Below are 25369 nucleotides of genomic sequence, written 5' to 3'. Positions count from 1 at the left end.
CCTGGGGCGCGGCCGCGGCGAACGGCGTCCCGGGGCTTGCCGGGGATTGGGGGCGTCCGGGTAGCGTCGGGACATGAACCCCCGGATCGCCGCGTCCGCGCTGGCCCTGGCCGGCGTGCTGTCGGCGACCGCCTGCACCGCGTCCGGTCCCGCGAACCCACCGTCGCCGCCGCCGGTCACGGCCCCGTCGCCGGGAGCGACCGGGACCTCGGGCGGCACGGCTCCCCCTCCGTGATGACGACGGAGCGCGCCACGTTCGACGAGCCCTGGGCGATGGCCTTCCTTCCGGGGACGCCCTGGCTGGCCGTCACCGAGCGCACCGGCGCCCTGCACCTGATCGACCCGGCGTCCGGGAAGCAACTGGCCGTGGCGGGCACGCCGCGCGTCCGGGTGGCAGGGCAGGGCGGACTGGGCGACGTCGTGCCGGGGCCGACCTTCGCCGAGGACGGCACGGTGTACCTGAGTTGGGTCGAGGGCGACGGGTCGGCGTCCGGCGCGGTCGTCGGCCGGGGCCGCCTCACCGTCGACGGCGACGCCGCCCGACTCGACGGTCTCACGGCGATCTGGCGGCAACCCCCGACGTCGGGCGGTGGGCACTTCAGCCACCGACTGGCGTTCTCCCCCGACGGCGCCCACCTGTTCGTCAGTTCGGGCGACCGGCAGAAGATGGAGCCCGCCCAGGACCTGTCGACCACCCTGGGCAAGATCCTGCGGCTGCTGCCCGACGGCACCCCCGCGCCGGGCAACCCGTTCGCCGACCGGCCGGGTGCCGAGGCGATCTGGAGCTACGGGCACCGCAACGTGCTGGGGCTCGACTTCGACGAGGCCGGCAGGCTGTGGGCCTCGGAGATGGGCCCCCAAGGCGGCGACGAACTCAACCTGATCGAGCCGGGCGGCAACTACGGCTGGCCGCGGGCGTCCAACGGCTCGCACTACGGCGGCGGCGAGATCCCCGACCACGCCGACGGCGACGGGTTCGTCGCCCCGTCGGCCTGGTGGACGCCGTCGGTGTCGCCCGGATCGCTGCTGCTCTACACCGGGGACGCCGTGCCGGCGTGGCGCGGGGACGCGCTGCTGGGCGCGCTGTCGGGCCAGGCGCTGCTCCGGGTCGACCTCGAGGACGGCCGCGCCGTCGCCACCCAGACCGTCCCGTTGGGGAACCGGATCCGCGCCGTGCAGCAGGGCCCCGACGGTTCGCTGTGGCTGCTGGAGGACGGCGCGGGCGGACGCCTGCTGCAGGTCGGGGTCGGCTGAACACTTCCGCCCGACGGACGCCCCGGCCGCTGAGGAGGCGGCGGACAGCCGTCAGTCAGTTCTTCGCGTCGTGCTCATCCCGGTAGAAGATCTCCCCGAGCGCCTCCAGGACCGCCTGCTCGACCGCACCCTTCTCACCGAACAACTCAGCCATCCGCCCCTGCGCCACGTGCGTCTCTGCCACGGCCAGCATGACGGCGTCGTGCAGCGACGGGGAGGCCAGGAACTGCTCCAGGCTGTTCACCTTCGCCTGGGCGACCAGGCTCTGGTCCTCCCGCAGCGCCTCGGTCAGCGCCGCCACCCACGCCTTCACCTGGCTTTCGCGGAAGTCCTCCCCCGTGAACTTGGCGTTGAGTTCTTGGATGACCCGCTCCAACAACACATCCTGCGGTTCGCGTGGCGGTTTGGTCCCGACCCCGGTGATGGGCTTCATCGGGTCGGCGGCCGGCGCCTGGGCCAAGCCCAGGTCCTGCTTGTCGCCGGTCTTCTTCTGGTAGATGAGCGGCAGCGTCACGCCGGTCAGGTCCACGGGGGTGTCCGCCTGGTCGGTGCGCAGATGCGGCGCCAGCAGCCGGTAGAAGATGGCGTGCTTCTCCACGTCGGTGTCCTCGAACGCGAACACCTGAGAGATGAAGTCGTAGAGCCGCACATAGGAACTGACGTCCTTGCGGAACTGGTCCAGTTCGTTCACCTTCGCCTTGTCGTGGCCCGAGTGGGCCGCCTTCCACTGGGCCATGTAGCGGTGCTTGACCGGCTGGAGAGCACCGGCGAGCGCGTTGTTGCCCAAGCCCTGGATGAACACCTCCACCACATGTCCGAGTTCGTCGGCCCAGTAGATATCGGTCAGATCGAGCTTGGTGGCCAGGTCGTGGATCAGGTTCGGGTCGGTGGTGCCCGACAGTTCGGCCTCGGCGTAGAACTGCCGGAACGACGCCAGCACGTCGTCGGGGTTGTTCACGAAGTCCAGCACCATCGTCTTCTTGCCCGGCAGCGCCCGGTTCAGCCGGGAAAGGGTCTGCACGGTCGCCACACCATCCAGGCGCTTGTCGACGGCCATGAAGCACAGCTTGGGCTGGTCGAATCCGGTCTGGAACTTGTTCGCCACGATCATGACCTGGTACTCGTCGGTGTCGAACGCGCCCCGCAGGTCCTTCACGCCGGGGTTCATGGTGGACTCGGTGTAGGGCTCATCGGCGATCAGCGTGCCGGCGTCCTCCGGCAGCAGATCGGACGGGGAGAAGACGACCTCCCCGGAGAACGCCACCAGCGTGGCCACGTCCGAGTAGCCCTGCTTGGCGATGTAGGCGTCGATGGCACGCTTGTAGCGCACCGCGGCCATGCGGGAGTCGGTCACCACCATCGCCTTGGCCTGCCCGTCGAGCAGATGCTTCACGTTCGCCTCGAAGAACTCCACGATGATCGCCACCTTCTGGGCGATGTTGGTCGGGTGGAGCTTCACCCAGCGCAGCAGCCCCTTCCTGGCGGCGTCCTGGTCGACCAGGTTGCCCTCCTCGTCGGTGCGGACGACCGGCAATCCATTCGACTCGGCGTTCTTGGCCAACTGCCAGGCGGTGTAGTAGCTGGTGTAGTTGGCCAGCACATCGAGGATGAAGCCCTCCTCGATCGCCTGGGCCATCGTGTACACGTGGAACGCGCGCGGCGGCGAACCGTCCGCCTGGCGGGTGCCGAACAGCTCGATCGTCTTCGCCTTCGGGGTCGCCGTGAAGGCCACGAAGCTGATGTTGTGGGCGTCGGCCTGAGCCGCAGCATCGGCGGCCAGGACCGCCTCGACGTCGACTTCGCCGCCGTCGGCCAGGTCGGCGAACTCCTGCGCTGAGAGCACCTGCTTCAGCTTCGCCGCCGCCTGCCCGGTCTGGCTCGAATGGGCCTCATCGGCGATGACAGCGAACGACCTGCCCGCCAGCGCCTTGTTCTGCCGGATCGCCTCCAACACGAACGGGAACGTCTGCAGGGTCACCACCACGATGAGCTTGCCGCCGGCCAAGGTCGAGGCCAGGTAGGCCGACTTGGACGAGAAGGATTCCTTGGATGCTTCCCGCTTGCTGATCGTGGCCACGACCCCGGAGGTGGTCTCGATCTGTTTGACGGCCTCCTGCAGCTGATCGTCCAGGACGGTTCGGTCGGTCACCACGATCACGGTGTCGAACACCTTCTTGTTCGCCGCATCATGCAACGTCGCGAGCCGATGCGCCGTCCACGCGATCGAACGCGTCTTCCCTGATCCGGCACTGTGCTGGATCAGGTACCGCTGGCCGGGCCCGTTCACGCGGGCATCGGCGACCAGGCGGGTGACCGCATCGAGCTGATGGAAGCGGGGAAAAATCAGCGCGCGGCTGGACGCCACCGCTCCGGTGTCGGGGTCCTTGTGCTGGGTCGTCTCGTAGTGGATGAACTTGCCCAGAATGTCGAGCCACGCATCCCGGGCCAGCACGTCGCGCCACAGGTAGCTGGTCGGGCTGCCGCCGTCCTCATCGGCGCCGTTCCCCGCATGCCCGGCAACGCCCCGGTTGAACGGCAGGAACCGGGTCTGCTCCCCGGCCAGCCGGGTCGTCATCCACACCTCGTCGTTGGACACCGCGAAATGCACCAAGGCCCGGCTACCGAACCCCAGCAGCGGCTCGCCAGCCGGCGGCCGGTCGTAGAGGTACTGCCGCTTCGCGTCGTTGATCGACTGGGTGAAGTCGGTCTTCAGCTCCGCGGTCGCCACCGGGATGCCGTTGACGAAGAACACCAGGTCCAACGACAGCGCCGGCTTTTTCACCGAGTAGTGCACCTGCCGCATCACCCGCAGCCGGTTCGCCGCGTACCGGGCGTTGATCGTCTCGTTCACGGTCTGCTCGGGGCGCCGCTGCATCATCGTGAAGCTGGCCGTCTGATGCTTGAAGCCCTTCCGTAGCACCGCCAGGCTTCCGCCCCCGACCTTCGGGTCCTGATCGAGCACCTTCGCCAGCCGGGTCAACAAGCTGTCGACGGCCTTGCGCTGCGCCTCGGGGCTGAAGGACGGCTTGACCAGCTTGTCCCACTCCTGCGGCTGCGTGCCGGCCAGCCACGCCTCCACATCCGGCGGATACAGCGCCCGGTCCACGTCGTAGCCGTCGTCGTCAGGGCTGTACTCCCACCCGTGCGCCGCCAGATGAGCAACCAGCTCGTCCTCGAACGTCTTCTCCCGGTGCTGCGCGCTCATGCTGCCTTCCCGGTGATGTCGAGCTGGCCGGTCACCGCGGCCGTGATCAGAGCAGAACGACGCTCACGCGCCACCTCCACGAACCGCTCCGCCTTCGCGATCAACGCGTCGATCTTCGCGGTGTGCTCCTCCCACTCGGCCATCAGATCTTTCTGCCGGGCGTAGCTGGGGACTCGCACCGTGATCCGCCGAGCGAGCGATGTGTTCAGCCGTGAGCGGGTTGCTCCCGCGAAAGATCCAACGCTTGGGGACGAACCGGAGGTGCCGACAGCGCCCAGGCCAAGTAGCTGGCCAGGACGCCCGGGATCGGACGGAGCCTGTAGCAGTCAGCCTTGACGATCGCCGAGCCAAGCCCGCTTGGCACTACCGCCGCCCGACCTAGCGGCATACGTTCATCGCCGAGCCCGGCCATGACGACATCGCCAGGAAGGGCGCTGTGCGCCGACAGCTGATGGCCATAGGCCTCTGAGACGAACGCCTGGTCCTCATCCCGGAACTCGTTGATTCCGATGTTGCCCAGTCGGATAACCCGGACACCTGCCTCGGAGTAGTGGGCCGACGTGAGCGACGACCCAAACGGCCCGTCAACAAGCGAACTGACCATCCGCCGGACGGGGACCTCATCGGACTCCACGGCTTGGTACAGGCGTGACCACACAGAGTCACGCCGCTCGCGCAGCCGCTCGATGAGCGCCGTTTGCTTCTCGATCAGCGCGTCGATCTTCGCGGTCTCACGGCCGAGGAAGTCGGCGATCGCCTGCTGCTCGGAGAGGGGCGGGACTGGGACCGGAAAGGCTGCAACCTTCTCGGCGGTGAAGTGGGGAATCGTGGCGGTACTGCACACGAGCGGAATGCTGCCGTCAAAAAGGCGAGCTTGCAGGACATAGTCCAGAAACGCACCATCAGCGATGCCAGGTTTGGGGCGCACCCGAACGATCGAGTTCTGGAAGCCCCAACCGGGACGCGGCGTCCTGATGAGCGCGCTCCGACCGTAGCCAGCCCCTCCTTCGACAATGACCACATCGTCGGCCCGAAGGTCGTGATCAAGGAGTTCCTTGGGTCCGAACCACATGCGCTGGTCATCGCCCAGGTCCAAGATCAAGCCGTTCGGCTGAACGTGTGCCGCACGCAGATAGTCGGCCTCAATGTCTGCCCCGCTTGCCGGCTCCGTTTGAAGCATCTTCCCGAGTTTGATCCGCGCGACCCGGCTCAGGCGGAGTTCGCGAAAGCTCATCCCTCCACCGCCTGCAGCATGGCGATGATCTCGGCGGCCAGCTGGTCCAGGTCGGCGTCGATCTCGGCCAGCGGGCGCGGCGGGACGTACTTGTAGAACAGTCGGGTGAACGGGATCTCGTAGCCCACCTTCGTCTTGGAGTGGTCGATCCACGCCTGCGGCACGTGCGGGGTGACCTCGCGGGCGAAGTAGTCCTCGATCGTGTCGCGGAACGGAACCAGTTCGGTGTCGCGCAGGTCCGTGTCGGCTTCGATGCTGCCCTTGGGGCCGGTGCAGATGTCGGCGGTCTCGTCGCGCTCCCCGACCGCCTGCCACACCGCCTTGATCACCGGGGCGGCCAGGGTGATCCGCTGCGCGGTGAGCGCGTTGCGCAGCGCCTTCACGAACGCGTCCCGGTTCGTCCACGTTTGGCCCGCCAGGGCGTCCAGGGCGGCCCGTAGAGCCTGCTGGTCGGCCGGGTTCAGCTTGGCGACGGGCTTGGCCTCCAGGACTGCCTCGAGCGCCTCCGGGGTCACCTCGAAGCGGAGCCGCAGCGGCTGCTCGACGGTGATTTCCCAGAACCCGAAGTCGGCCGGTTCGAGGATCTTCGACTCCTCGGTGTCGGTGAACGCCTCGTACAGTTCCACGATCGCGGCCCGGTCCTGCTCACCGATCTCGCGGTTCTTCGAGCCCAGGTTCTTGCGCAGCTTCGTCCAGCGGGCCGTCGCGTCGATCAGCTGGATCTTGCCGCGGCGCTGCGCCGGCTTGGCGTTGTCCAGGATCCACACGTAGGTGGCGATCCCGGTGTTGTAGAACATGTTCGTCGGCAGGGCGACGATGCAGTCCACCAGGTCGGACTCGATCAGCCACCGGCGAATCTCGGACTCCCCCGACCCGGCGCCACCGGTGAACAGCGGCGACCCGTTCAGCACGATCCCGGCCCGGCCGCCCGAGTTGGCCACCCCGGCCTGCGCGGGCCGCATCTTGGAGACCAGGTGCTGCAGGAACAGCATCTGGCCGTCGGAGATGCGCGGCAGCCCGGCGTCGAACCGGCCCCCACCCTTCTCGCTCTCCTTGCGCACCACCGCCGCAGCGGCCTTCCAGTCGCCACCGTAGGGCGGGTTCGACAGGCAGTAGTCGAAGGTGGTGCCCGCGTGCAGGTCGTTGCGCAGCGTGTCCCCGAGGCGGATCGCGTCGACGCGTTGCCCCTTGGCGATCATGTCGGACTTGCACACCGCATACGACTCGTCGTTGAGTTCCTGCCCGGCCAACGTGACGACCGCCTGATCGTTCATCTCCCAGATGGCTTCCTCGGCCACGCTCAGCATGCCGCCGGTCCCGGCGGTCGGGTCGTAGATGCTGCGGATCGTGCCCGGGGTGGCCAGCACGTCATCATCGGGGGCCAGCACCAGGTCCACGATCAGCCGGATCGCGTCCCGCGGGGTGAAGTGCTCACCGGCGGTCTCGTTGGAGGCGGTGGAGAACTTGAAGATCAAGTGCTCGAACACCTCCCCCATGTCGGCGTTGGAAACCCGATCCGGGTGCAGATCGATACCGGCGAACGCCTCCACGACCAGGTACAGCCGATCGTTCTCGACCAGCTTGCCCACCGTCTTGTCGAAGCCGAACTTCTCGAAGATGTCGGCCACGTTTGCCGAGAACCCGGCCACGTAGTCCAGCACGTTCTCCCGCAGGTTCTCCGGGTCACCCAGCAGCGACGCCAACGTGTAGTCGGTCCGGTTCCAGAAGTGCACCCCGAAGTCGCGGCGCAGCTTGGCCGCCAGCAGGTCATCGTTGGGGGTCGTGGCGGCCAGAGCGTTGATCTCCGCCCGGTGGTCGGCCAGCACGCACTCCATCCGGCGCAGGATCAGGAACGGGAGCGTCGCCGTCCCGTACTGCGCCGGCTTGTACACCCCCCGCAACTGGTCCGCGATGCCCCAGATGAACCCGCCGAGTTGACTCACGTCCGCTTCCTTCCGGTTGCCCGATCACTCCCAGGCCACCGGTCAGGGATGCCCGGGCCCACACTCCCGCCAGGGTATTTCACGCGGGCCCACCGCGCGGCGCAGCCCACGCAATGCAGACCCGCGCCGCGAGGCCGACCAGGCCGCCGTGGCGGACGGCAGGCGCGGGCGCGCCGGAGGCGGCCGAGCAGCCGGTGACGACGACGCTCAGCCCGCCCATCAGCAGGTTGGTGGGCTCGCATCTGGAGCCAAGCGCACCTCGACGCGGCAGCCTCCTCGTCGTGGCGCCCGGGGGGGTCACCCGACCGTCACGGGGCGACCTCCACGTAGCCGTGGGCGCCGCGCTCGGCGTCCACCATGATGTGCGAGACGACCGGGTAGTTGCCGGCCTCGGGGAAGCTCAGTTCGACGAAGCCGCCCTGGGCGGGCTGCAGCGGCAGCACCTGCGAGCCGCCGTCCGTGCCGCCCAGGGCCGCCTTCCCCTGGCGCAGCAGGTAGGTGCCCTCGGTCCAGACGGTGTCGAACTGGCCGCCCACGATGTGGAAGGCGCTGGCCCGGTTGGGGCCGGCGTCCAGCACCCAGAACCGCACCCGCTCGCCCACCCGCGCCTGGAACCGGGACAGGTCGTACTGGTTGGCGATGCCGTTGAACACCACGCGGTCGGGCTTCTCGGCCACGACCTTGTCCGAGTCGATCTCGCGGGCCTGGTCGGGCGCGGTGGCCGCGTTGGCCAGGAAGACCTCCGACTGGACGAGCACGTAGCTGTGGTCCACGGGGTCGAGCCCGTCGGGCTCGATGACGACCGCGCCGGTCATCCCGGCCGCGATGTGGGTGCTCATCGGCATGGTCGAGCAGTGGTACATCCAGATCCCGGCGCGCTCGGCGGTGAACCGGTAGACCAGCGACTCCCCCGGCGCGATGGTGCGCATCGGCTTGTCGGGCGCGAGCGCGCCCGCGTGGAAGTCGATCGAGTGCCCGATCGTGCCGTCGTTGACCAGGGTGATCTCGAAGACGTCCCCGACGCGTCCGTGCAGCGTGGGCCCGACGCCCGCGCCGTTGAACGTCCAGCGCGTCTGCCACAGTCCCGGGGCCACCTCGAGCGGCACCTCGGTGACCCGCAGCGTGATCTGGTGCTCGCGGGCGTCGGTGAGCGGGGGCAGGACGGGGTCGACCGTGCGCTGCAGCGTCTCGGCCGGGTTGGCCGGGATCGCCTCGCCCGTCCCGGTGCCGCCCATCTGGTGCGTGGCGCCCCCCGCGCCCGGGGCGGCTCCGGCGCCGTGCCCGGCCGGGGCGCCCTCGGCGACGATGTCGAGCGTCATCCCCATCTGCCGGTGCCCCGCGACCGAGCAGTAGCCCTGGACGTCCGCGGTGATGACGCCGGCGTCCAGTTCGGCGGTCTCGCCCGCCTTGATGCGGGGCGTGCGGCCCGTGGGCAGGATCAGGTCGTGCTCCAGGGTGTTGCTCGGGTCGCTGCGCAGCACGATGACGAGCCGATCCCCGGCGGGCACCGTGATGGAGTTCGGGATGAAGCTCATGCCCTTGGCCACGACCTCGACCCGGGTCGTGTTCCCCGTGGGCGCCACGGCACCGCTGCCGGCGGTGGCCGCCTGCGTGGTCGGCAGGCCGGACGCCGCGGGGTCGGCCGCGACGCCCAGGGTCACGGCCAACACGAGCGCCGTCACGCCCGCGATCACCTGGTTGAGCGAGAAGAACGGCCGCTCGGCCGGCGCGGGCAGCGGCTCGCCGGCGGCCAGGGCGCGACGCGCGGCCCCGGACGCCCGCGCGCCGCCCAGCAGGAGCGGGATGAAGGCGGCCAGCGCCACGAGCACCACGCTCGAGGTGGTCACCTTGACCCAGGACGCCACCGGCAGCAGCCACAGCAGCAGGCCGCCGTTGATGACGATCAGCCGGACGGTGGCGCCCCGGTCGAACCAGTCGCGTCCGGCGCGCACCACCGAGGGCCCGCCGCCCATGACCGACGGGATCAGGTAGGACAGCGCGCCCGAGAGCAGCTGGGCGGCGAACCCGACCGCGAACAGACCCGCGACCGTCGGGATCACCTCGGCGACGCCGGCCCACGTCGGGGAGGTCGCCAGCAGCCAGCCGACCCAGATCAGGCCGACGCCCGCCCACACCAGGGAGGCCAGGACGGAGGCGGGCGCGAACTCGCGCAGCCCGTGCGCGCGCAGCGGCCGGACGAGCGCCCGGCCCCACCAGGCGACCCCGAGCCCGTAGACGAGCAGCCCGGAGATCGCCAGCGGCCGCCAGCCGACCACCGCGCCGGCCAGCAGGACGGTGAGCCCGATCAGCTGGATGGGGAGCGCCTCGCGGGCGAGCACCTCGGCGCGGTCGTCCATCCGGGTGCGCAGCATGGTGGGCCAGAAGGTCACCAGGGTGCCGGTCACGGTGAGCCCGATCCAGCCGAGCAGGTTCGCGCCCATGTGGGCGACCACCAGCCGGCCGTGCCACTCCTCCGGCAGCCCGAAGGCGAGCGCGACGCCGAACCCCAGGCCGACCGGCAGGCAGATCGCCGCCGCGACGTAGGTCTGCGTCACGATCCGGAACCGGTTCGGCAGGGCGCGGCGCATCACGGCGACGAGGTGCACGGCGTGCCAGACGACCGCCCCGGCGACGAGCGTGGCGCCGGCCAGGACGACCCACCACCACTGGGTGGGGACGCCGACGAAGACCAGCAGGGAACCGACGCCCAGCAGGCCGATGCGCTGGTCCTGGCGGCGGCGTCCGGCGTCGTCGGGCAGGGAGCGCAGCAGGGTGTGCGCGAAGTGCTCGCTCCACACCATGGCCGAATGGGTGAGCGCGCCGAGCAGCACGAGGTGGATCATCAGCCAGGTGGCGCTCGGCACCCAGCGGTGGACGACCGAGATCACCACGGCGGCAGCCAGCCAGACGATCGCCACGCGGTCGCGCAGGCGTCGGCTGCGCGAGCGCCCGCGTCCGGCGGGCGCGCCCGGTTCGGCGGGGCGTGGGGCCACGGTGGGGTTCATGCGCGCACCGCGCTCGCGAAGGCCGTTGCGGCGAAGACGAGCAGCGAGACCACGGTGACCACCGATCCGATCTGCCAGGGCAGCCCCCGGCCGAAGGCGTCCCCGAGGACGCGGAGGAGGAGCCCGCCGTGCAGCAGCCCCAACGGCAGCCACATCGACGGACGGTACGGGAGGGGCCGGCCGAGCACGGCCGGGAAGATGAGGGGGGCGTGCGCCATGATCATCGACATCCCGAAGCCGAGGAAGACGGCGTGGACGGCGACGTCGTAGAGCCCGTCCGAGGCGGGGACGCCGCCGACGAGCCAGACCAGCCCGGCGACGATCAGCCAGACGTACCCGGCGAGCAGGGCCGCCGCGTTGTACCGGCGCAGCCCGTCGGTGCGGATCATGCGCCGGACCACGTCGTCGCGCAGCAGCCACACGGCGACGGCGACCATGCCGAGCCCGAAGGCCCGGGTCCCGACCGCGGGCCACAGCAGGCTCGCGGACGCCGCGAGCACCAGCCAGGACGCCAGCGCGACCAGGCGGGGCGCGGCGCGCGGGCCGAGGCTGAGCTGAGCCAGTTCGGCGCGCTCGGCCGCGATGGTGAGCAGGAGGAACGCCTCCAGCAGCGGCAGCAGCGCCGCCACGTCGACGCTCAGCCACAGGAGGGCGGCGAGCAGGGCGGGGATCGTGGACAGCACCTGCACCGCCACGAGGGGAAGCGGCGCGCGGCGCCACAGGGCGAGGTACACCAGGGCGAACAGCACGCAGCCCTGGATGAGGAGCAGCTGACCCAGCAGGTGGGCGCCCAGCGCGAGGGCGATGCCGCCGCAGGCCAGCAGCGCCGGCGCCAGGTAGGCCCACGCCTGTCGCAGCGCCTGGGCGCGCTCCAGGGCGATGAGGGTCCCCATGAAGCCGAGCACCATCACCATCCCGTGCACGTCGGGCAGGTACAGGGCGGTCACCGGCGCCCACACGCCGAGCGCGACGAGCGCCGCGTCCAGGCCGGCGAGCATGCAGACGCCGCCGAGGGCGAGCAGGGCGACGCGCGGGGCGGCCGTCCGGGGTGCCGGAGACGGCCGCCCGCGCGCTGGAATGGCCGCGCGGTGACCCAGTGACGTGGGCGCGGCCGGCTCGGGGTGATCGAGCGTGCTCGGATTCATCTGTGCGGTGGTGGAGGTGCCGCGGCGGGCGGCGGCTCGGTCAGAGGCGGGCGAACTTCAGGGTCCAGGACTCCGGGCCGCGCTGCAGGTAGCTGACCTCGATGGCGTCGCCGTAGGCGTCGCGGATCTGCGCCAGCAGGGGCAGCGGGTCGTGCGGGGCGACGAGCGCCATGGCGCCACCCGGGGTCAGGGAGGCGAGGGAGCCGAGGATGGCGGCGTGCCGGATCGCGTGCGGGATGGCGCGGGCGTCCAGGACGGGCAGGTCCTCGTCGTGGTGGCCGCAGCCGCAGGTGGGGCGCTCGACGACGGGCAGTTCGCTCATGTTCTCTTCTCCGTTGGTGTGGCGGTTCGTGGGCGGTCGGCCCCGTTGAGTCCGGCCGGGGCCGACCGTCGCCGTCATTCTTACACATGTCCTTGTATTTATTCCACTATGCTGTTCCCATGACGACGCGACGCACGGGACCCGCCCGGCTGCAGGCCGGCGAGCCGCTGCCGCCCGCGCGCGCCCGGGTCGCGGCGGCGCTGGACGAGCTGGGCGCCGGCGTCCCGTTGGCCACCCTGGCGCAGCGGCTGGGCGGGCACCCGAACGCGACGCGCGCCCACCTCGAGGGCCTGGTTGCGGCGGGCCTGGCGTCCGCGGAGCCGCTCCCCCGCTCGGGCCGCGGGCGTCCGGCGATGGGGTACACCCTGACCAGGGCGGGACGGTCGGCGCTACGTGGCGATCCCGCCGTGAGCGCCTACGTCGAACTCGTCAGCGCGGTGGCCGCCCACCTGGACGAGTCCCCGGACTCCGCCGCGCAGGCCCGCGCGATCGGGCGCGAGTGGGGCGCGGCGAAGACCGACGCGCCGTCACCCGAGGCGGCCGTCCGGCTGCTCGAGGATCTGGGGTTCTCCCCCGCCGTCGCCGACCGGACCATCCGGCTCCACACCTGCCCCCTCCTGGACGCCGCCGAGGCCCACACGGGGGTCGTGTGCGCGATCCACGCCGGGCTCGTGCAGGCCACCTCGGGGACGCCGACGCCGAGCTGATCCCCTTCGCCGAGCCCGGCGCCTGCTGCGTCCACCTCTCGCGCTGAGCCGCGCGGCGGCCACGCCACCAGCGCCACCGCCGCCAGCAGCAACCCCGCGCCGACGAGCCCGGCGGGCGGCAGCCGCTCCCCCAGCACGACGGCGGCGAGCACCGCGCCCGTCACCGGCTCGAGCAGCGACACCAGGACGCCGGTGGTGGAACTGTGCGCCTTCAGACCGGTCAGGTACGCGAAGTAGGCCACCGCCGAGGGGATCAGGCCCAGCAGCAGCACCAGCGCCACGGACGCCGGCGTCGGGGCGAAGGCGATCGGGCCGCCGGACGCCGCCGCGACGACCAGCACCACGAGGCCGCCCAGCCCGAAGGCCAGCGCCGTCCCGGTGACGTCGTCGAAGTCCGGGTGCGGCCGGGCGCCGAGCAGACTGATGGACGCGAACGCCGCCCCCGCGACCACCGCGAGCCCGCAGCCGAGCAGCGCCTCGGCCGGGTCGATGCCCGCCGGCGGCGTCCCCATGAACAGCGCGAGGCCCGCCGCGGTGCACGCGAGCGCGGCCACCAGGCGCGGGTGCAGGCGCTGCCGCCCCGTGGCGAGGTCGACCACCAGCACGAACACCGGCGCCGACCCGATCGCCACGAGGGTCGCCACCGACACCCCCACCGCGCCGACCGCGCTGAAGAACGCGAGCTGGAACACCGCGGACGCCCCGCCGAGCAGCGCGATCCGCAGGATCCCCGCGCGCGTCCGCGGCGGCCTGAACCGGCGTCCGGCGAGGGCGAATCCCGTCAGCAGCAGCCCCCCGACCAGGATGCGGTAGGCGGCGACGCTCAGGAACGGCAGGCCGGACGCGCGCACCAGCAGCGTCCCCAGCACCCCGGAGGTCCCCCACGACAACCCGGCGACGACGAGCAGCACGATCCCGACGCGCGCCGACAGCGCGCGCGGGGGCGGGCTCGTCATCACGCGAGCACCGTAGCGGGTCGCCGGGCTGTGCTGGGATGGTGCCATGGACACGACCTGCCGGCGCTACGCCGGCCGCACCGCCCTCATCACCGGCGCCGGGTCCGGCATCGGGGCCGCCACCGCGCTTCGCCTGGCCGCCGAGGGCGCGGCCGTCACGGTCGCCGACCTGGACGCTGCGGGCGCCCGCGCGACGGTGGACGCGATCAGGGCGGCGGGCGGCACGGCCGAGGCCGCGCTGTTCGACGCCTGTGACCCCGCCGCATGGGACGCGATCGCCTCCGAGGGGGCACCGCTGGACGTCGGCGTCCTCAACGTCGGTCGGAACGAGCGCGCCCGCCTGACCGAGCTGGCGGACGCCGCCTGGCACGCGCAGCTGCGGGTCAGCCTCGACTCGGTGTTCCTCGGGGCCCGCGCACTGCTGCCCCGCCTGGACGGTGGCTCGCTGGTGATCACGTCGTCGATCCACGCGCTGCAGGGGTTCGAGGGCTTCCCCGCGTACGCGGCGGCGAAGGGCGCGATCCTCAGCCTGACCCGGCAGCTCGCGGTCGACTACGCCCCCGGCATCCGGGTCAACGCGGTGGTGCCGGGCGCGATCGAGACGCCGCTGTGGGGCGAGTACGGGCGGGAGTACCGCGACCGGGTCGCGCGGCTGGCACCGCTGGGACGCCTCGGCCGACCCGAGGAGGTTGCAGCCGCCGTGGCGTTCCTGGGAAGCGCGGACGCCGCCTTCATCACCGGGCAGTCGCTGGTGATCGACGGCGGGAGGACCGCCGGCGCCCAGGAGTGGTACGCCTCCGAAGCCCCGTGAGGGCACACCCCGCCCGCGCGCAGCTGCGCCCGCGCGCCCGAGGCTGGCCGGCTACAGGACGTCGCCGGGGGCGTAGGCGGCACCCTCGGGGTGCAGCGTCGCCACCTCGCGGACCCGCTCGGCCAGGGCGTGCACCTGCGCGGCGGCCGAGCCGGTGAGCTCCAGCGGGTTGGCGATCGCGGCGTCCAGGACGTCGCGGGACACCCCCAGGCGCGGGTCGGCGGCCAGCCGGTCGAGCAGGTCGTTCTCCTTGAGCCCCTTCTGGCGCATCTCCAGGGCGACCGCGACGGCGTGCTCCTTGATGGCCTCGTGGGCCTGCTCGCGCCCGACGCCGTGCTGGACGGCGGCCATCAGCACCTTGGTGGTGGTCAGGAAGGGCAGGTAGCGCTGCAGCTCGGCCTCGATGACGGCGGGGAACGCCCCGAACTCGCCCAGGACGGTCAGGAACGTCTCGAAGAGCCCGTCGATCGCGAAGAACGCGTCCGGGAGGGCCACGCGGCGGACCACCGAGCAGGAGACGTCCCCCTCGTTCCACTGGTCGCCGGCGAGCTCGCCGACCATCGACAGGTAGCCGCGCAGCACCACCGACAGCCCGTTGACGCGCTCGCAGCTGCGGGTGTTCATCTTGTGCGGCATCGCCGACGAGCCGACCTGGCCCTCCTTGAAGCCCTCGGTGACCAGTTCCGCGCCGGCCATCAGCCGGATCGATGTGGCGACGTTGGAGGGGGCGGCGGCGGTCTGCACCAGCGCCGAGATCACGTCCACGTCGAGGGAGCGCGGGTAGACCTGGCCGGTCGAGGTCAGGACGCGCGTGAAGCCGAGATGCTCGGCGACCCGGCGCTCCAGGGCGGCCAGCTTGTCGGGGTCGCCGCCGAGCAGGTCGAGCATGTCCTGCGCGGTGCCGACCGGGCCCTTGATGCCGCGGGCGGGGTACCGGGCGATCAGCTCGTCGACGCGCTCGTAGGCGATGAGCAGTTCGTCGGCGGCGGTGGCGAACCGCTTGCCCAGCGTCGTCATCTGCGCGGCGACGTTGTGCGAGCGGCCGGCGATCGGCTGGTCGCGGTACTGGACGGCCAGCCGCGTCAGCGCGACGAGCACCGACACGATCCGCTCGCGGACCAGCTTGAGCGAGCTCAGCGCCTGGTACTGCTCGATGTTCTCGGTGAGGTCGCGCGACGTCATGCCCTTGTGGACGTGCTCGTGCCCGGCGAGGGCGTTGAACTCCTCGATGCGGGCCTTCACGTCGTGGCGCGTGACGCGCTCCCGGTCGGCGATCGAGCCGAGGTCGACGTCGCCGAGGACGCGGGTGTAGTCGGCGATCACGGCGTCCGGATCGTCGCCGCCGAAATCGACGCCGAGGTCGCGCTGCGCCCCGAGGACCGCCAGCCAGAGCTTCCGCTCGGCGACGATCTTCGCCTCGGGACTCCACAGCTCGCGCATCGCGGGCGAGGCGTAGCGGGTGGCGAGGACGTTGGGGACGCTCATCGGTTCTCCTTGCGGCACGGGTGACCCGGACATCTTCCCACGGGGCCCGGAGAACGCCGTCCGGCGTTCGCCGCGTCACGATCCGGCGACGATCGCGCGGCGCGGGGTTGCGGCGCCGACGCGCGGGCGAGACGCTTACCTCGCAGTACTACGCCCGCCGTTGACGGCGGGTCTTCCCCCGAAGGAGCAACCGATGAAGCGCCGAGCCGCAGCCATCGTGTGTCTGGCCGTCGCACCGCTGTTCACCGCCTGTGCCGTGCAGCCGCCGCAGGTCGCCCTCGCACCGACACCGCCCATCGAGACCCCGCTGGCCGCGCCCGAGACCACACCCCCGGCCACGCCGATGCCCGAGCCCACGACCGCGACCCCGGAGCCCACGCCCAGCGTGGCACCGGTGACGTCCGCGACGGCGACCCCGAAGCCGACCCCCAAGGCCACGGCGAAGCCGACCTCGGCCAAGCCGACGACCGCCAAGCCGAAGGCGTCCAGCACCCCCAAGCCCACCAAGGCGGCGTCCACGAAGCCGGCCGCCCCGGCGGCTCCGGTGGACGTGGGAGCCTGCACCGGGCAGTCCCTCGCCCTCAACGCCAAGGGCGGCTGCGTCCAGAAGGCGCAGGAGATCCTCGCCGGGCTGAAGCTGTTCGTCGGGACGCCCAACGGCACCTTCGGGCAGTCGACGGCCAACGCGGTCCTCAACTACCAGCGGTCCCGCGGGATCACTGACAACGCGATCATCGGACCCGAGACCTGGGCGGCCCTGGCGTCCGGACGCGGCCCCGGCGCCAACGCCGCTCCGGCGTCCTGCCGCGCGGCGGGCGTGGTGCTGTGCGCCAGCAAGGGCAACCGCACGCTGACGCTGCTGCGCGACGGCCAGGCCGTCAAGACCATCAACGTGCGCTTCGGCGGCATGACGAAGGACGACAACGGCAAGCTGCGGATCTTCCCCACCGTGAGCGGGCGCTACAGCGTGTACGCCAAGGACGCCAAGGCGTTCTCGGACCGCTGGGAGGCGTCGATGCCCTACTCGATCAAGTTCAACCCGAACATGTACGTGCACTACTCGGGCGACTTCGCCAAGCGCGGCTACGCCGGGTCGAGCCACGGCTGCATCAACGTCGCCAGCCTCTCCGACGCCAAGTGGTTCTTCGACAACACCCCGGTGGGCGCCAAGGTCGTCGTCTACTGACGACCGGGGTCGTACGGGGCGAGGTCCCGGAACGCTCCCGCGCGGCCCGAGCCCGTGATGGGATCGGAGCATGCACACCCTGACGCGGGCGGCCCTCGCCGCGGCGACCGTCGCCCTGGCCACCGGCGGAGCCATCGCGCTGGTGCTGTCGAGCGTCCGGCCGGACGCGCCCCCCGCTCCCGCGCCGACGGCGCTGCCGTCCCAGCCCGCACCCGTCTCCCCCACGGCCACGCCCTCGCCGCCGCGCGCCACCCCGGCGACCACGCCACCCACGCCCGGGACGCCGCCGACGGCCACCGGGCCCGACGCGTTCGCGCCCAGTAACCCGTCCAACACCTGCCCGGACGGGTCGCCGGTCTTCCGGTTCGGGGTCGTCGAGGCGGCGCTGGGCCGGCGCTACCTCCCCGTCGAGGTGAGGAACTGCGGGCGCCCCGAGACCGTGGCGCTCGACCGGCTGCCCGAACTCGGCTTCGTCAACGCGGACGGCCGACCGGGTGCGCCCGAGCGTGTCGACCGGCCCGTGACGCCGCTCGACGTCGCCCCGGGTGAGAGCGCCTTCCTCATGCTGCAGTGGCGCGGCGGCGGCAGTTCGCTGGACCCGGGCGACCGCGCCGCCCGCGTGACCTTCACCGTGCCGGGGCTCGGCGCGGGCACGTGGGTGGACCAGACCGACATCGGACCGGACTCCCCGGTCACGCTGCACGGCTGGGGGCGGACCGCGTCCGAGGCGCTGGACGGCTGAGGGTCACCGCCCCAGTTCGCGCCAGGAGTCCTCGGAGACCTCGATGTCGTGCTTGCGCGCCTGCGCGACCAGGCGCTTCCACGCCTTGTCGCGGTCGGCGTCGGTGACGTCTTCGACCTGGTCGAAGCGTGCGATGGCGTTGCGGATGTGGTCGGCGTCCACCATCGGGAGTTTGCGCTGCTCCGGGAACGCGAACGCGGAATCGGGCAGGTCGTCGCGTTCCTCGCTGTCGAGTCGTGCCATGACCTCCACCTCCTCAGGGGTTTGAGACCTCGAGCCTGTCACGTCCGGCCCCCGCACGGAACCCCGGGAGGGATCAGCGCCGCAGCCCGGGCAGCGGCTCGACGTCAGGGGTGGGATCGCCCGGCAGTCGGCTCATGAGCGCGGTGTCGTAGCGGACGCCGTCGTACTCGAGTTCCTCGCGCATGATGCCCTCGCGCACGAAGCCGGCGCGCTCGGCCACCCGCTGCGAGGCGGGGTTGTTGAGCCGGTGCGCCAGTTCGAGGCGGTGGATGTTGTGCTCGAACAGCCACTCCGACAGCGCCACGGTCGCCCGGGTGGCCAGCCCCTGGCCGCGTCCGTGCTCCAGCAGCCAGTAGGACACCCAGGCGGTGCGCATGGTCCGGTTGAGGACCGCAGCGATGCCGCCGACCACCGCATCCTCGCCGTCGACGATCGCGAAGGCGACCCGATCGTCGTCCCCCGAGGTCTTGGCGATGTGCGCGTGGGCGTCCGAAACCGTCTCCAGCGTGGGCAACTGCCGGGCGATGTCGATGTCGCCCGCCACGGCGGCGAGCAGGACGTGGGCGTCGTCGGCGCGCCAGTGACGGAGACGATGGCCGCTCACAGCGTGGGCGTCTCGATGAGGCCGGCGGCGGCGCGCTCGGCGATGTCGCGGCGGTGGAACAGCGTGGGCGCGTCCAGGTCGTCGATCGCGGCGTAGGCGGCGACGCGGGCCGCGGACAGATCGGCGCCGCGGGCCACCGCGCCGAGGACGCGACCCCCGGACGCGACGAGCGTGTCGCCGGCCAGCCGCGTCCCTGCGTGCACGAGGTGCACGTCGCCGTCGCGGCCGTCCAGCCGCGGCCCGGAGATCGCGCCGCCGAGGCTCGGGGTTCCGGGGTAGCCGTCGGCGGCGAGCACGACGATGACGGCCGAGCCCGCGCGCCAGCGCAGCGGGGGGACCTCGGCGAGGCGTCCGGTCGCGGCGGCGTGCAGGACCTCGCCCAGTGGCGACTCCAGCAGCGACAGCACGGCCTGGGTCTCGGGGTCGCCGAAGCGGGCGTTGAACTCCACCACGCGCAGCCCGCGCGAGGTGAGCGCCAGCCCGGCGTACAGCAGGCCGACGAACGGGGTGCCGCGGCGGGCCATCTCGGCGACGGTCGGCTCCACGACCCGCGCCATGATCGCCTCGGTCAGGCCCTCGGGCGCCCACGGCAGGGGCGTGTACGCCCCCATGCCGCCGGTGTTGGGCCCGGCGTCGCCCTCGCCGACCCGCTTGAAGTCCTGCGCGGGCAGCAGCGGCACGGCCGTGACGCCGTCGGTGATCGCGAACAGGCTCACCTCGGGCCCGTCGAGGTACTCCTCGACGACGGCGGGGAGCGCGTCGGCGGCGTGGGCGAGGGCGGCGTCCCGGTCGGTGGTGACGATGACGCCCTTGCCGGCGGCCAGTCCGTCCTGCTTGACGACGTAGGGCGGGCCGAACCCGTCGATCGCGGCCGCGACCTCGTCGACGGTGGTGCAGTACACCGACGCTGCGGTGGGGACGCCGGCCGCGACCATGACGTCCTTGGCGAACTGCTTGGAGCCCTCGAGCGTGGCGGCCGCCGCCGAAGGCCCGAAGGCGGGGATGCCGGCGGCGCGCAGGGCGTCGGCGACCCCGGCCACGAGCGGGGCCTCGGGCCCGATGACGACGAGGTCGGCGTCCAGGTCGCGCGCGAGCGCCACGACGGCGTCCCCGGAGGTCTGATCGACCGGATGGTTGGTGGCCACGGCGGCGGTTCCGGGGTTGCCCGGGGCGCAGTGCAGTCCGGCGACGGAGGGGTCCGCGGCGAGCGCGAGGGCCAGCGCGTGTTCGCGACCGCCGCCGCCGAGCACGAGCACGGTGAGCTGTTCCATGGGGCGGAGCCTACCGATGCAGGGGCGCGACCCTCGACCGGGCGCGCTCCGCCGGGAAACGCGAGCGCCGGGGGGATCTGGATCGTTATCTAGTCGTCATCACTCAAAATGCGGTCGGCACTGGTGGCCCGGCAGGCGCATACGGGGTACCGCTTTCCTCGCCGGGTGATCGGTTTCCCGACCTACCTGCCGCGCCTCACACCGCGTCTGACAAGGTGTTTTGAATCGGTCTATCCGCGCAACTAAACCCTTTCACAAGCTGCGCAGCATTTGGTATCTTCGGAGAACAAAACCTGCGGGTCATGCCCGCTGGGCCTGTGGGCCGTCCTGGGCGAGTACCAGGTGAACATCCCGGCCGTCCTGGCCGCCGTCGTCCTCTCGACGCTGCCCATCCTGCTGCTCTACATCGTCGGACGCCGCCAACTCCTCAGCGGCCTCACCGCCGGCATCGGAAAGTGACACCCACCGGCGCGCCCCACCGTGGGGCGCGCCACGATGAAAGGAAGCCATGACCGTCTATCACGTCAGCACGAGCGGGTCGGACCAAGCCGACGGCAGCGAGGCGACGCCCTGGCGGACCATCAACCACGCCGCGCAACTCGCCCTCCCCGGGGACACCGTCCTGGTGCACGGCGGCGAGTACCGCGAGTGGGTCGACCCCCGTCGGGGCGGCCTGAGCGACAGCCGGCGCATCACCTACGCCGCCGCCGAGGGCGAGCACGTCGTCATCAAGGGCTCCGAGGCCGTGACCGGCTGGGAGGACGAGGGCGACGGGGTCTGGCGCGCGTCGGTGCCCAACGCCCTGTTCGGCGACTGGAACCCGTTCGCCATCGAACTGGCGGGTGACTGGGTGGTGCGGCCGCTCGAGCCGGGCACCCGCGTCCATCTGGGCGACGTCTACCTCGACGGGGTGAGCCTGTACGAGGCGGGCGACCTCGACGCGCTCCGGTCCCCGAGCGGCGCGAGACCGTGGTCGACGACCGGACCGGCCAGGTGATGCCGATCGCCGACCCGGACCGGACGCTGCTGGTCTGGCACGCCGAAGTCGGCACCGACGAGACGACGATCCGGGTGAACGTGGGCGACGCCGACCCCCGCGCCGCCCTGGTCGAGATCAACGTGCGCCGCTCGGTGTTCTACCCGCGCCGCAACCACGTCGACTGGATCACGGTGCGGGGCTTCGAGCTGGCGCACGCCGCGACCCCGTGGGCGCCCCCGACGGCCGACCAGCCGGGCCTGATCGGCCCCAACTGGGCCAAGGGCTGGATCATCGAGGACAACCACATCCACGACGCCAAGTGCTCGGCGGTGTCGCTGGGCAAGGAGGCCTCGACGGGCGACAACTACTTCACCCACCGCCTCGACAAGCCCGGCTACCAGTACCAGCTCGAGTCGGTCTTCACGGCGCGGCAGTACGGCTGGAACAAGGAGCGGATCGGCTCGCACATCGTGCGGAACAACCTGATCCACGACTGCGGCCAGAACGGCATCGTCGGGCACCTGGGCTGCGTATTCAGCACGATCGAGGGCAACGAGATCCACACGGTCGCCACCAAGCGGGAGTTCTACGGCCACGAGATCGGCGGCATCAAGCTGCACGCCGCCATCGACGTCCAGATCGTCGGCAACCACATCCACGACTGCGCGCTCGGGATCTGGAGCGACTGGCAGACCCAGGGCACGCGGATCTCCCGCAACGTGCTGCACGGCAACAGCCGCGACCTCTACGTCGAGGTGTCGCACGGGCCCTACGTGGTCGACCACAACGTGTTCGCCTCCCCCGCGGCCATCGAGACGATGAGCGACGGCGGCGCCTACGTGGGCAACCTCGTGGCCGGCACCGTGTTGCTGCAGCCCGTGATGGAGCGTCCGACGCCCTACCATGTCCCGCACTCGACGGAGGTCGCCGGGTACGCGTCCATCTACGGCGGCGACGACCGCTGGATCGGCAACGTGTTCGTCGGCAACGGCGGCGACCCGACCGAGGTCGCGCAGGCGTACGACGCGAAGCTGTGGCCGGACGCGCTCATCACCTACGGCACCGGCATCTACGACGGCCACCCGGCCTCGTTCGAGGAGTACATGGGGGCGGTGCGCGCCGCGCTCCCGGGCGACGTCAACGTCTACTGGAACCTCAAGAACCCGGTGTACCTGCGCGACAACGTCTACCTCGGCGGCGCCCGGCCCTACGCCGGCGAGACCGGCGCGGTCGTCAGCGACGAGGACGCCGACGTGCGGGTCACCGACGTCGACGGCGTCGTCACGCTGGGGATCACCCTGCCGGCGGCCGTCGCCGACCACCGGTTCGGCGTCGTCACGACGGCCGACCTGCCGCGCGTGCGCATGGTGGACGCCGAGTTCGACAACCCGGACGGCTCGCCGCTGGTGCTCGACGTCGACCTCCTCGGGGAGCGGCGCGACGCGCCCGCCGTCGCCGGCCCGCTGTTCGGCCTCACCGCGGGCCGCAACGAGGTGACGATCTGGCCCGAGGACTGAGCCGGACCCCGGACGCCGCCCTCGCGTGACGCCGGTGCGGGTGCCCAGCCGGGCAGCCGCGCCGGACGGCGCGAGGGCGGCGTCCGTTCCGGCGCGCTAGGCGACACAGGTCAGCCAGGCTCAGGCCGCCACACTCAGGTCGGCCCGACTCAGGCCGGTCAGACTCAGGCCAGCCAGGGGGCGGGGTCGTCCAGGACGCGATGCAGCGCCACGTAGGCGGCGCCGAGGGAGGGCATGTCGCGGTCGTCGGGCACCGAGGTCACCGACAGCGCCTCGAACGGCGCCCCCACCACGCGGCGCTGCAGTTCGGTCTCGATGCCGGGGATGAGGTGCGCGGCCAGGCGTCCCAGGTGACCGCCGAGCACGACGCGGGCGACGTCCAGCAGGTTCAGCGCGCCGGCCAGGACGACGCCCAGGGTCTCGGCGGCCTCCGTCACGGCCTCCAGCGCGCGGGCGTCGCCGGCCGCGAGCCGCTCGATCAGTTCGTCGGTGTCGCGGGTGCCGGCCGTCGCGCTCAGCGCGGCCTGCCCGACGTACGCCTCGAGGCACCCGCGCGCCCCGCACGCGCAGACCGGGCCGTGCCGGTCGACGCAGACGTGCCCGATCTCGCCGGCCCAGCCGTGGCCGCCGGCCATCGCCTTGCCCGAGGTGACCAGGGCCGACCCGATGCCGACCTCGCCGGAGACGTAGAGGAACTCGCCGATGTCCGAGGGCCGGCCCGGGGCGTCCCAGGCGATCGTCTCGGCCGCGAAGTCGGCCTCGTTGCCGACCCCGATCAGGGCGGGGTCGAGGTCGAGGGCTGCGGCGAGGGCCTCGCGCGGACGCACGTCCCACCAGCCCAGGTTGGGCGCCCGCAACAGGACGCCGGCGTCGACGTCCACCAGGCCGGGCAGCGCCACCTGGACGCCCGCCAGCGTGGTGCCGACGTCCGCCGAGGACAGGACGCGCCGCGCCATCTCCCCCAACTGCGCGATCACCGGCTCGGCCTGGGAGTCGCGCAGGTCGACGTCGGCCACCTCGGAGGCCAGCGTCTGCCCGGTCAGGTCGATCACGCGCGCCGACAGCCGACCGACATTGATCTCGAGCCCCAGCGCGAACCACGTGAGCCCCGCCGGCACGAGCGGCACGGCGGGGCGGCCGCGCTGGCCGTCGGTCTGCGGCTCGCTCTCGGAGATGAGGCCACCGGCGATCAGGTCGTCGGCCAGCCGCGACACCGTCGAGCGGGTCAGGCCCGTGTCGGCGGCGACGTCGGCGCGCGACAGGGGCGCCGACGCCCCGAACACGCGCTGGATGACGGTGGCGAGGTTGAGCGACCGCAGGCTCGACTGGCGCACCGCGTCGGGGCGCTCGTCGGGCACGGGACGCCCCACGCGATAGCTGGCCACTGCTCCTCCATCGTCTCCTGATCGGCCGCGCGCCAGGCTTCGGGGTCGGCGTCGGGTCCGTGCGATTGCCCTTGACTGTAGAGCATGCACAGTATAAGTTTTTTGAAAATACAAAAGCAAGGAGGCTTCAGACATGGTGCGGAAACCAACTCCCGAGGACAAGTTCTCGTTCGGGCTCTGGACGGTCGGCTGGACCGGCACGGATCCCTTCGGCGTCAACACGCGCCCGACGCTCGATCCCTGGGAGTACAGCGACAAGCTCGCCGAGCTCGGCGCCTGGGGCATCACGTTCCACGACAACGACGTCTTCCCGTTCGACGCCGACGACGCGACCCGCGCCCGGATCGTCGGGCAGCTGAAGGACGCCGCCGACAAGGCCGGCCTGGTGATCGAGATGGTCACCACCAACACGTTCACCCACCCGGTGTTCAAGGACGGCGGCTTCACCTCCAACGACCGCTCCGTGCGCCGCTTCGGCCTGCGCAAGGTGCTCAAGAACGTCGACCTGGCCGCCGAGCTCGGCGCCGAGACCTTCGTGATGTGGGGCGGCCGCGAGGGCGCGGAGTACGACTCGTCCAAGGACCTCTACGCCGCGCACGCCCGCTACGCCGAGGGCCTGGACACCGTCGCCGGGTACATCAAGGACAAGGGCTACAACCTGCGCATCGGCCTGGAGCCCAAGCCGAACGAGCCCCGCGGCGACATCTTCCTGCCCACGATCGGTCATGCCCTGGGCCTGATCGCCACGCTGGAGCACGGCGACATCGTCGGCCTGAACCCCGAGGTGGGCCACGAGCAGATGGCGGGCCTGAACTACACCCACGGCCTGGCCCAGGCGCTGTACTGCGACAAGCTGTTCCACATCGACCTCAACGGCCAGCACGGCCCGAAGTACGACCAGGACCTGGTCTTCGGCCACGGCGACCTGCTCAGCGCGTTCTTCACGGTCGACCTGCTGGTCAACGGCTTCGCGGCCACCCCGGACGCCCACGTCTACACCGGCCCGGTGCACTTCGACTACAAGCCGTCGCGCACCGACGGCATGGCCGGCGTGTGGGAGTCGGCGGCGGCCAACATGGAGACCTACCTGCAGCTGGCGGAGAAGGCGAAGGCCTTCCGCGCCGACCCGGCCGTGCAGGAGGCCATGAAGCTGTCCGGCGTCTACGACCTGGCCGAGCCCACGCTCGCCGAGGGCGAGTCGGTGGCCGACTTCCTGGCCAAGGACGAGGCGTTCGACGTGGACGCGGCCGCCGAGCGCGACTACCACTACGTCAACCTGCACCAGCTCGCGCTGATGCACCTGATCGGCTGACGCTCCCCGCACGCGCAACGGCGCCGGCCCCCTCGCGGGGCCGGCGCCGTTGGGCGTCGTGGG

The 25369-nt window shown here is 71.8% G+C and carries 20 protein-coding genes and 1 pseudogene; 8 read left to right on the top strand and 13 right to left on the bottom strand.

Translation table 11 applies throughout. The features are described 5' to 3' along the window. Positions 1-73 precede the first annotated feature (73 nt). On the top strand, positions 74-235 hold the full coding sequence (locus G7070_RS11225; RefSeq protein WP_166233817.1) for a hypothetical protein: 162 nt from the start codon (positions 74-76) through the stop codon (positions 233-235). Beyond that, positions 235-1254: a PQQ-dependent sugar dehydrogenase gene (locus G7070_RS11220; RefSeq protein WP_166233816.1), complete on the top strand. Its 1020-nt coding sequence runs from the start codon at positions 235-237 to the stop codon at positions 1252-1254. Before G7070_RS11225 ends, G7070_RS11220 begins: the two co-directional genes overlap by 1 nt. 55 nt (positions 1255-1309) lie before the next feature. On the opposite strand, the gene G7070_RS11215 is transcribed toward G7070_RS11220, so the two are convergent. The 8 genes from G7070_RS11215 to G7070_RS11180 form a co-directional block, all read right to left on the bottom strand. Next, positions 1310-4459, bottom strand: coding sequence for a type I restriction endonuclease subunit R (locus G7070_RS11215; protein WP_166233815.1), 3150 nt, complete (start codon positions 4457-4459; stop codon positions 1310-1312). Then, the gene (locus G7070_RS11210; protein ID WP_166233814.1) at positions 4456-4602 is read right to left on the bottom strand and encodes a hypothetical protein; all 147 of its coding nucleotides are present in this window, start codon (positions 4600-4602) and stop codon (positions 4456-4458) included. The genes G7070_RS11215 and G7070_RS11210 overlap by 4 nt, the downstream gene beginning before the upstream one ends. A 62-nt stretch (positions 4603-4664) precedes the next feature. Next, positions 4665-5693, bottom strand: a complete 1029-nt coding sequence (locus G7070_RS11205) for a restriction endonuclease subunit S (RefSeq protein ID WP_166233813.1) — start codon at positions 5691-5693, stop codon at positions 4665-4667. Continuing rightward, complete coding sequence (locus G7070_RS11200; protein WP_166233812.1) at positions 5690-7636, bottom strand: type I restriction-modification system subunit M; 1947 nt, start codon at positions 7634-7636, stop codon at positions 5690-5692. Before G7070_RS11200 ends, G7070_RS11205 begins: the two co-directional genes overlap by 4 nt. A 308-nt stretch (positions 7637-7944) precedes the next feature. Beyond that, the gene (locus tag G7070_RS11195; protein WP_166233811.1) at positions 7945-10641 is read right to left on the bottom strand and encodes a multicopper oxidase domain-containing protein; all 2697 of its coding nucleotides are present in this window, start codon (positions 10639-10641) and stop codon (positions 7945-7947) included. Further along, the gene (locus G7070_RS11190) at positions 10638-11786 is read right to left on the bottom strand and encodes a DUF8744 domain-containing protein (protein ID WP_246227035.1); all 1149 of its coding nucleotides are present in this window, start codon (positions 11784-11786) and stop codon (positions 10638-10640) included. Before G7070_RS11190 ends, G7070_RS11195 begins: the two co-directional genes overlap by 4 nt. A 40-nt stretch (positions 11787-11826) precedes the next feature. After that, positions 11827-12108 (bottom strand): DUF2249 domain-containing protein, encoded by a 282-nt coding sequence (locus tag G7070_RS11185; RefSeq protein WP_166233810.1) that lies wholly within the window; start codon positions 12106-12108, stop codon positions 11827-11829. A 415-nt stretch (positions 12109-12523) separates the two neighbouring features. Then, complete coding sequence (locus tag G7070_RS11180) at positions 12524-13771, bottom strand: DMT family transporter (protein ID WP_166233809.1); 1248 nt, start codon at positions 13769-13771, stop codon at positions 12524-12526. 46 nt (positions 13772-13817) lie between these two features. Here G7070_RS11180 and G7070_RS11175 point away from each other — a divergent pair, with 46 nt between their 5' ends. Beyond that, positions 13818-14582, top strand: coding sequence for an SDR family NAD(P)-dependent oxidoreductase (locus tag G7070_RS11175; protein ID WP_166233808.1), 765 nt, complete (start codon positions 13818-13820; stop codon positions 14580-14582). Positions 14583-14633: 51 nt separating this feature from the next. Here G7070_RS11175 and purB read toward each other — a convergent pair whose 3' ends face one another. After that, positions 14634-16067 carry an adenylosuccinate lyase gene (gene purB, locus G7070_RS11170; protein WP_166233807.1) on the bottom strand — a complete coding sequence of 478 codons (1434 nt, stop codon included), beginning with the start codon at positions 16065-16067 and terminating at the stop codon, positions 14634-14636. 193 nt (positions 16068-16260) lie between these two features. Here purB and G7070_RS11165 point away from each other — a divergent pair, with 193 nt between their 5' ends. Both G7070_RS11165 and G7070_RS11160 read left to right on the top strand, forming a co-directional pair. Beyond that, complete coding sequence (locus G7070_RS11165) at positions 16261-17253, top strand: L,D-transpeptidase family protein (protein ID WP_166233806.1); 993 nt, start codon at positions 16261-16263, stop codon at positions 17251-17253. 70 nt (positions 17254-17323) lie between these two features. Continuing rightward, complete coding sequence (locus G7070_RS11160; RefSeq protein ID WP_166233805.1) at positions 17324-17995, top strand: DUF4232 domain-containing protein; 672 nt, start codon at positions 17324-17326, stop codon at positions 17993-17995. 3 nt (positions 17996-17998) lie between these two features. Here the strand turns inward: G7070_RS11160 and G7070_RS11155 are convergent, their stop codons facing one another. The 3 genes from G7070_RS11155 to purD form a co-directional block, all read right to left on the bottom strand. Next, on the bottom strand, positions 17999-18238 hold the full coding sequence (locus tag G7070_RS11155; RefSeq protein WP_166233804.1) for a DUF6582 domain-containing protein: 240 nt from the start codon (positions 18236-18238) through the stop codon (positions 17999-18001). A 73-nt stretch (positions 18239-18311) separates the two neighbouring features. Then, entirely contained in the window at positions 18312-18842 is a 531-nt protein-coding gene (locus G7070_RS11150; RefSeq protein ID WP_166233803.1) for a GNAT family N-acetyltransferase, read from the bottom strand. Further along, a complete protein-coding gene (gene purD / locus G7070_RS11145; protein WP_166233802.1) occupies positions 18839-20113 on the bottom strand; it encodes a phosphoribosylamine--glycine ligase in 1275 nt (424 codons plus the stop codon). Before purD ends, G7070_RS11150 begins: the two co-directional genes overlap by 4 nt. A 508-nt stretch (positions 20114-20621) precedes the next feature. Here purD and G7070_RS17870 point away from each other — a divergent pair. Both G7070_RS17870 and G7070_RS11135 read left to right on the top strand, forming a co-directional pair. Beyond that, positions 20622-21169: pseudogene (locus G7070_RS17870) on the top strand (DUF1565 domain-containing protein); the annotation flags it as partial. A gap of 15 nt (positions 21170-21184) precedes the next feature. Next, positions 21185-22609, top strand: coding sequence for a right-handed parallel beta-helix repeat-containing protein (locus tag G7070_RS11135; RefSeq protein ID WP_431977944.1), 1425 nt, complete (start codon positions 21185-21187; stop codon positions 22607-22609). A 164-nt stretch (positions 22610-22773) separates the two neighbouring features. On the opposite strand, the gene G7070_RS11130 is transcribed toward G7070_RS11135, so the two are convergent. Then, the gene (locus tag G7070_RS11130) at positions 22774-23994 is read right to left on the bottom strand and encodes an ROK family transcriptional regulator (protein WP_206079741.1); all 1221 of its coding nucleotides are present in this window, start codon (positions 23992-23994) and stop codon (positions 22774-22776) included. Between the two features lie 133 nt (positions 23995-24127). On the opposite strand from G7070_RS11130, the gene xylA reads away from it, so the two are divergent. Beyond that, a complete protein-coding gene (gene xylA / locus G7070_RS11125) occupies positions 24128-25306 on the top strand; it encodes a xylose isomerase (protein WP_166233800.1) in 1179 nt (392 codons plus the stop codon). The last annotated feature ends 63 nt before the right edge of the window (positions 25307-25369 follow it).

The organism is Propioniciclava coleopterorum (genome assembly GCF_011393335.1).
GTDB classification, from domain to species: domain Bacteria; phylum Actinomycetota; class Actinomycetes; order Propionibacteriales; family Propionibacteriaceae; genus Propioniciclava; species Propioniciclava coleopterorum.
The sequence above is the reverse complement of the archived record's forward strand: the minus strand, read 5'-3'. Positions and strand labels throughout refer to the sequence as shown.

Bases quoted from the DNA above. Each gene is read 5' to 3' on its own strand.
- G7070_RS11225 (WP_166233817.1), top strand. From the start codon at position 74: ATGAACCCCCGGATCGCCGCGTCCGCGCTGGCCCTGGCCGGCGTGCTG.
- G7070_RS11220 (WP_166233816.1), top strand. From the start codon at position 235: ATGACGACGGAGCGCGCCACGTTCGACGAGCCCTGGGCGATGGCCTTC.
- G7070_RS11215 (WP_166233815.1), bottom strand. From the start codon at position 4,459: ATGAGCGCGCAGCACCGGGAGAAGACGTTCGAGGACGAGCTGGTTGCT.
- G7070_RS11210 (WP_166233814.1), bottom strand. From the start codon at position 4,602: ATGGCCGAGTGGGAGGAGCACACCGCGAAGATCGACGCGTTGATCGCG.
- G7070_RS11205 (WP_166233813.1), bottom strand. From the start codon at position 5,693: ATGAGCTTTCGCGAACTCCGCCTGAGCCGGGTCGCGCGGATCAAACTC.
- G7070_RS11195 (WP_166233811.1), bottom strand. From the start codon at position 10,641: ATGAACCCCACCGTGGCCCCACGCCCCGCCGAACCGGGCGCGCCCGCC.
- G7070_RS11190 (WP_246227035.1), bottom strand. From the start codon at position 11,786: ATGAATCCGAGCACGCTCGATCACCCCGAGCCGGCCGCGCCCACGTCA.
- G7070_RS11185 (WP_166233810.1), bottom strand. From the start codon at position 12,108: ATGAGCGAACTGCCCGTCGTCGAGCGCCCCACCTGCGGCTGCGGCCAC.
- G7070_RS11180 (WP_166233809.1), bottom strand. From the start codon at position 13,771: ATGACGAGCCCGCCCCCGCGCGCGCTGTCGGCGCGCGTCGGGATCGTG.
- G7070_RS11175 (WP_166233808.1), top strand. From the start codon at position 13,818: ATGGACACGACCTGCCGGCGCTACGCCGGCCGCACCGCCCTCATCACC.
- purB (WP_166233807.1), bottom strand. From the start codon at position 16,067: ATGAGCGTCCCCAACGTCCTCGCCACCCGCTACGCCTCGCCCGCGATG.
- G7070_RS11165 (WP_166233806.1), top strand. From the start codon at position 16,261: ATGAAGCGCCGAGCCGCAGCCATCGTGTGTCTGGCCGTCGCACCGCTG.
- G7070_RS11160 (WP_166233805.1), top strand. From the start codon at position 17,324: ATGCACACCCTGACGCGGGCGGCCCTCGCCGCGGCGACCGTCGCCCTG.
- G7070_RS11155 (WP_166233804.1), bottom strand. From the start codon at position 18,238: ATGGCACGACTCGACAGCGAGGAACGCGACGACCTGCCCGATTCCGCG.
- purD (WP_166233802.1), bottom strand. From the start codon at position 20,113: ATGGAACAGCTCACCGTGCTCGTGCTCGGCGGCGGCGGTCGCGAACAC.
- xylA (WP_166233800.1), top strand. From the start codon at position 24,128: ATGGTGCGGAAACCAACTCCCGAGGACAAGTTCTCGTTCGGGCTCTGG.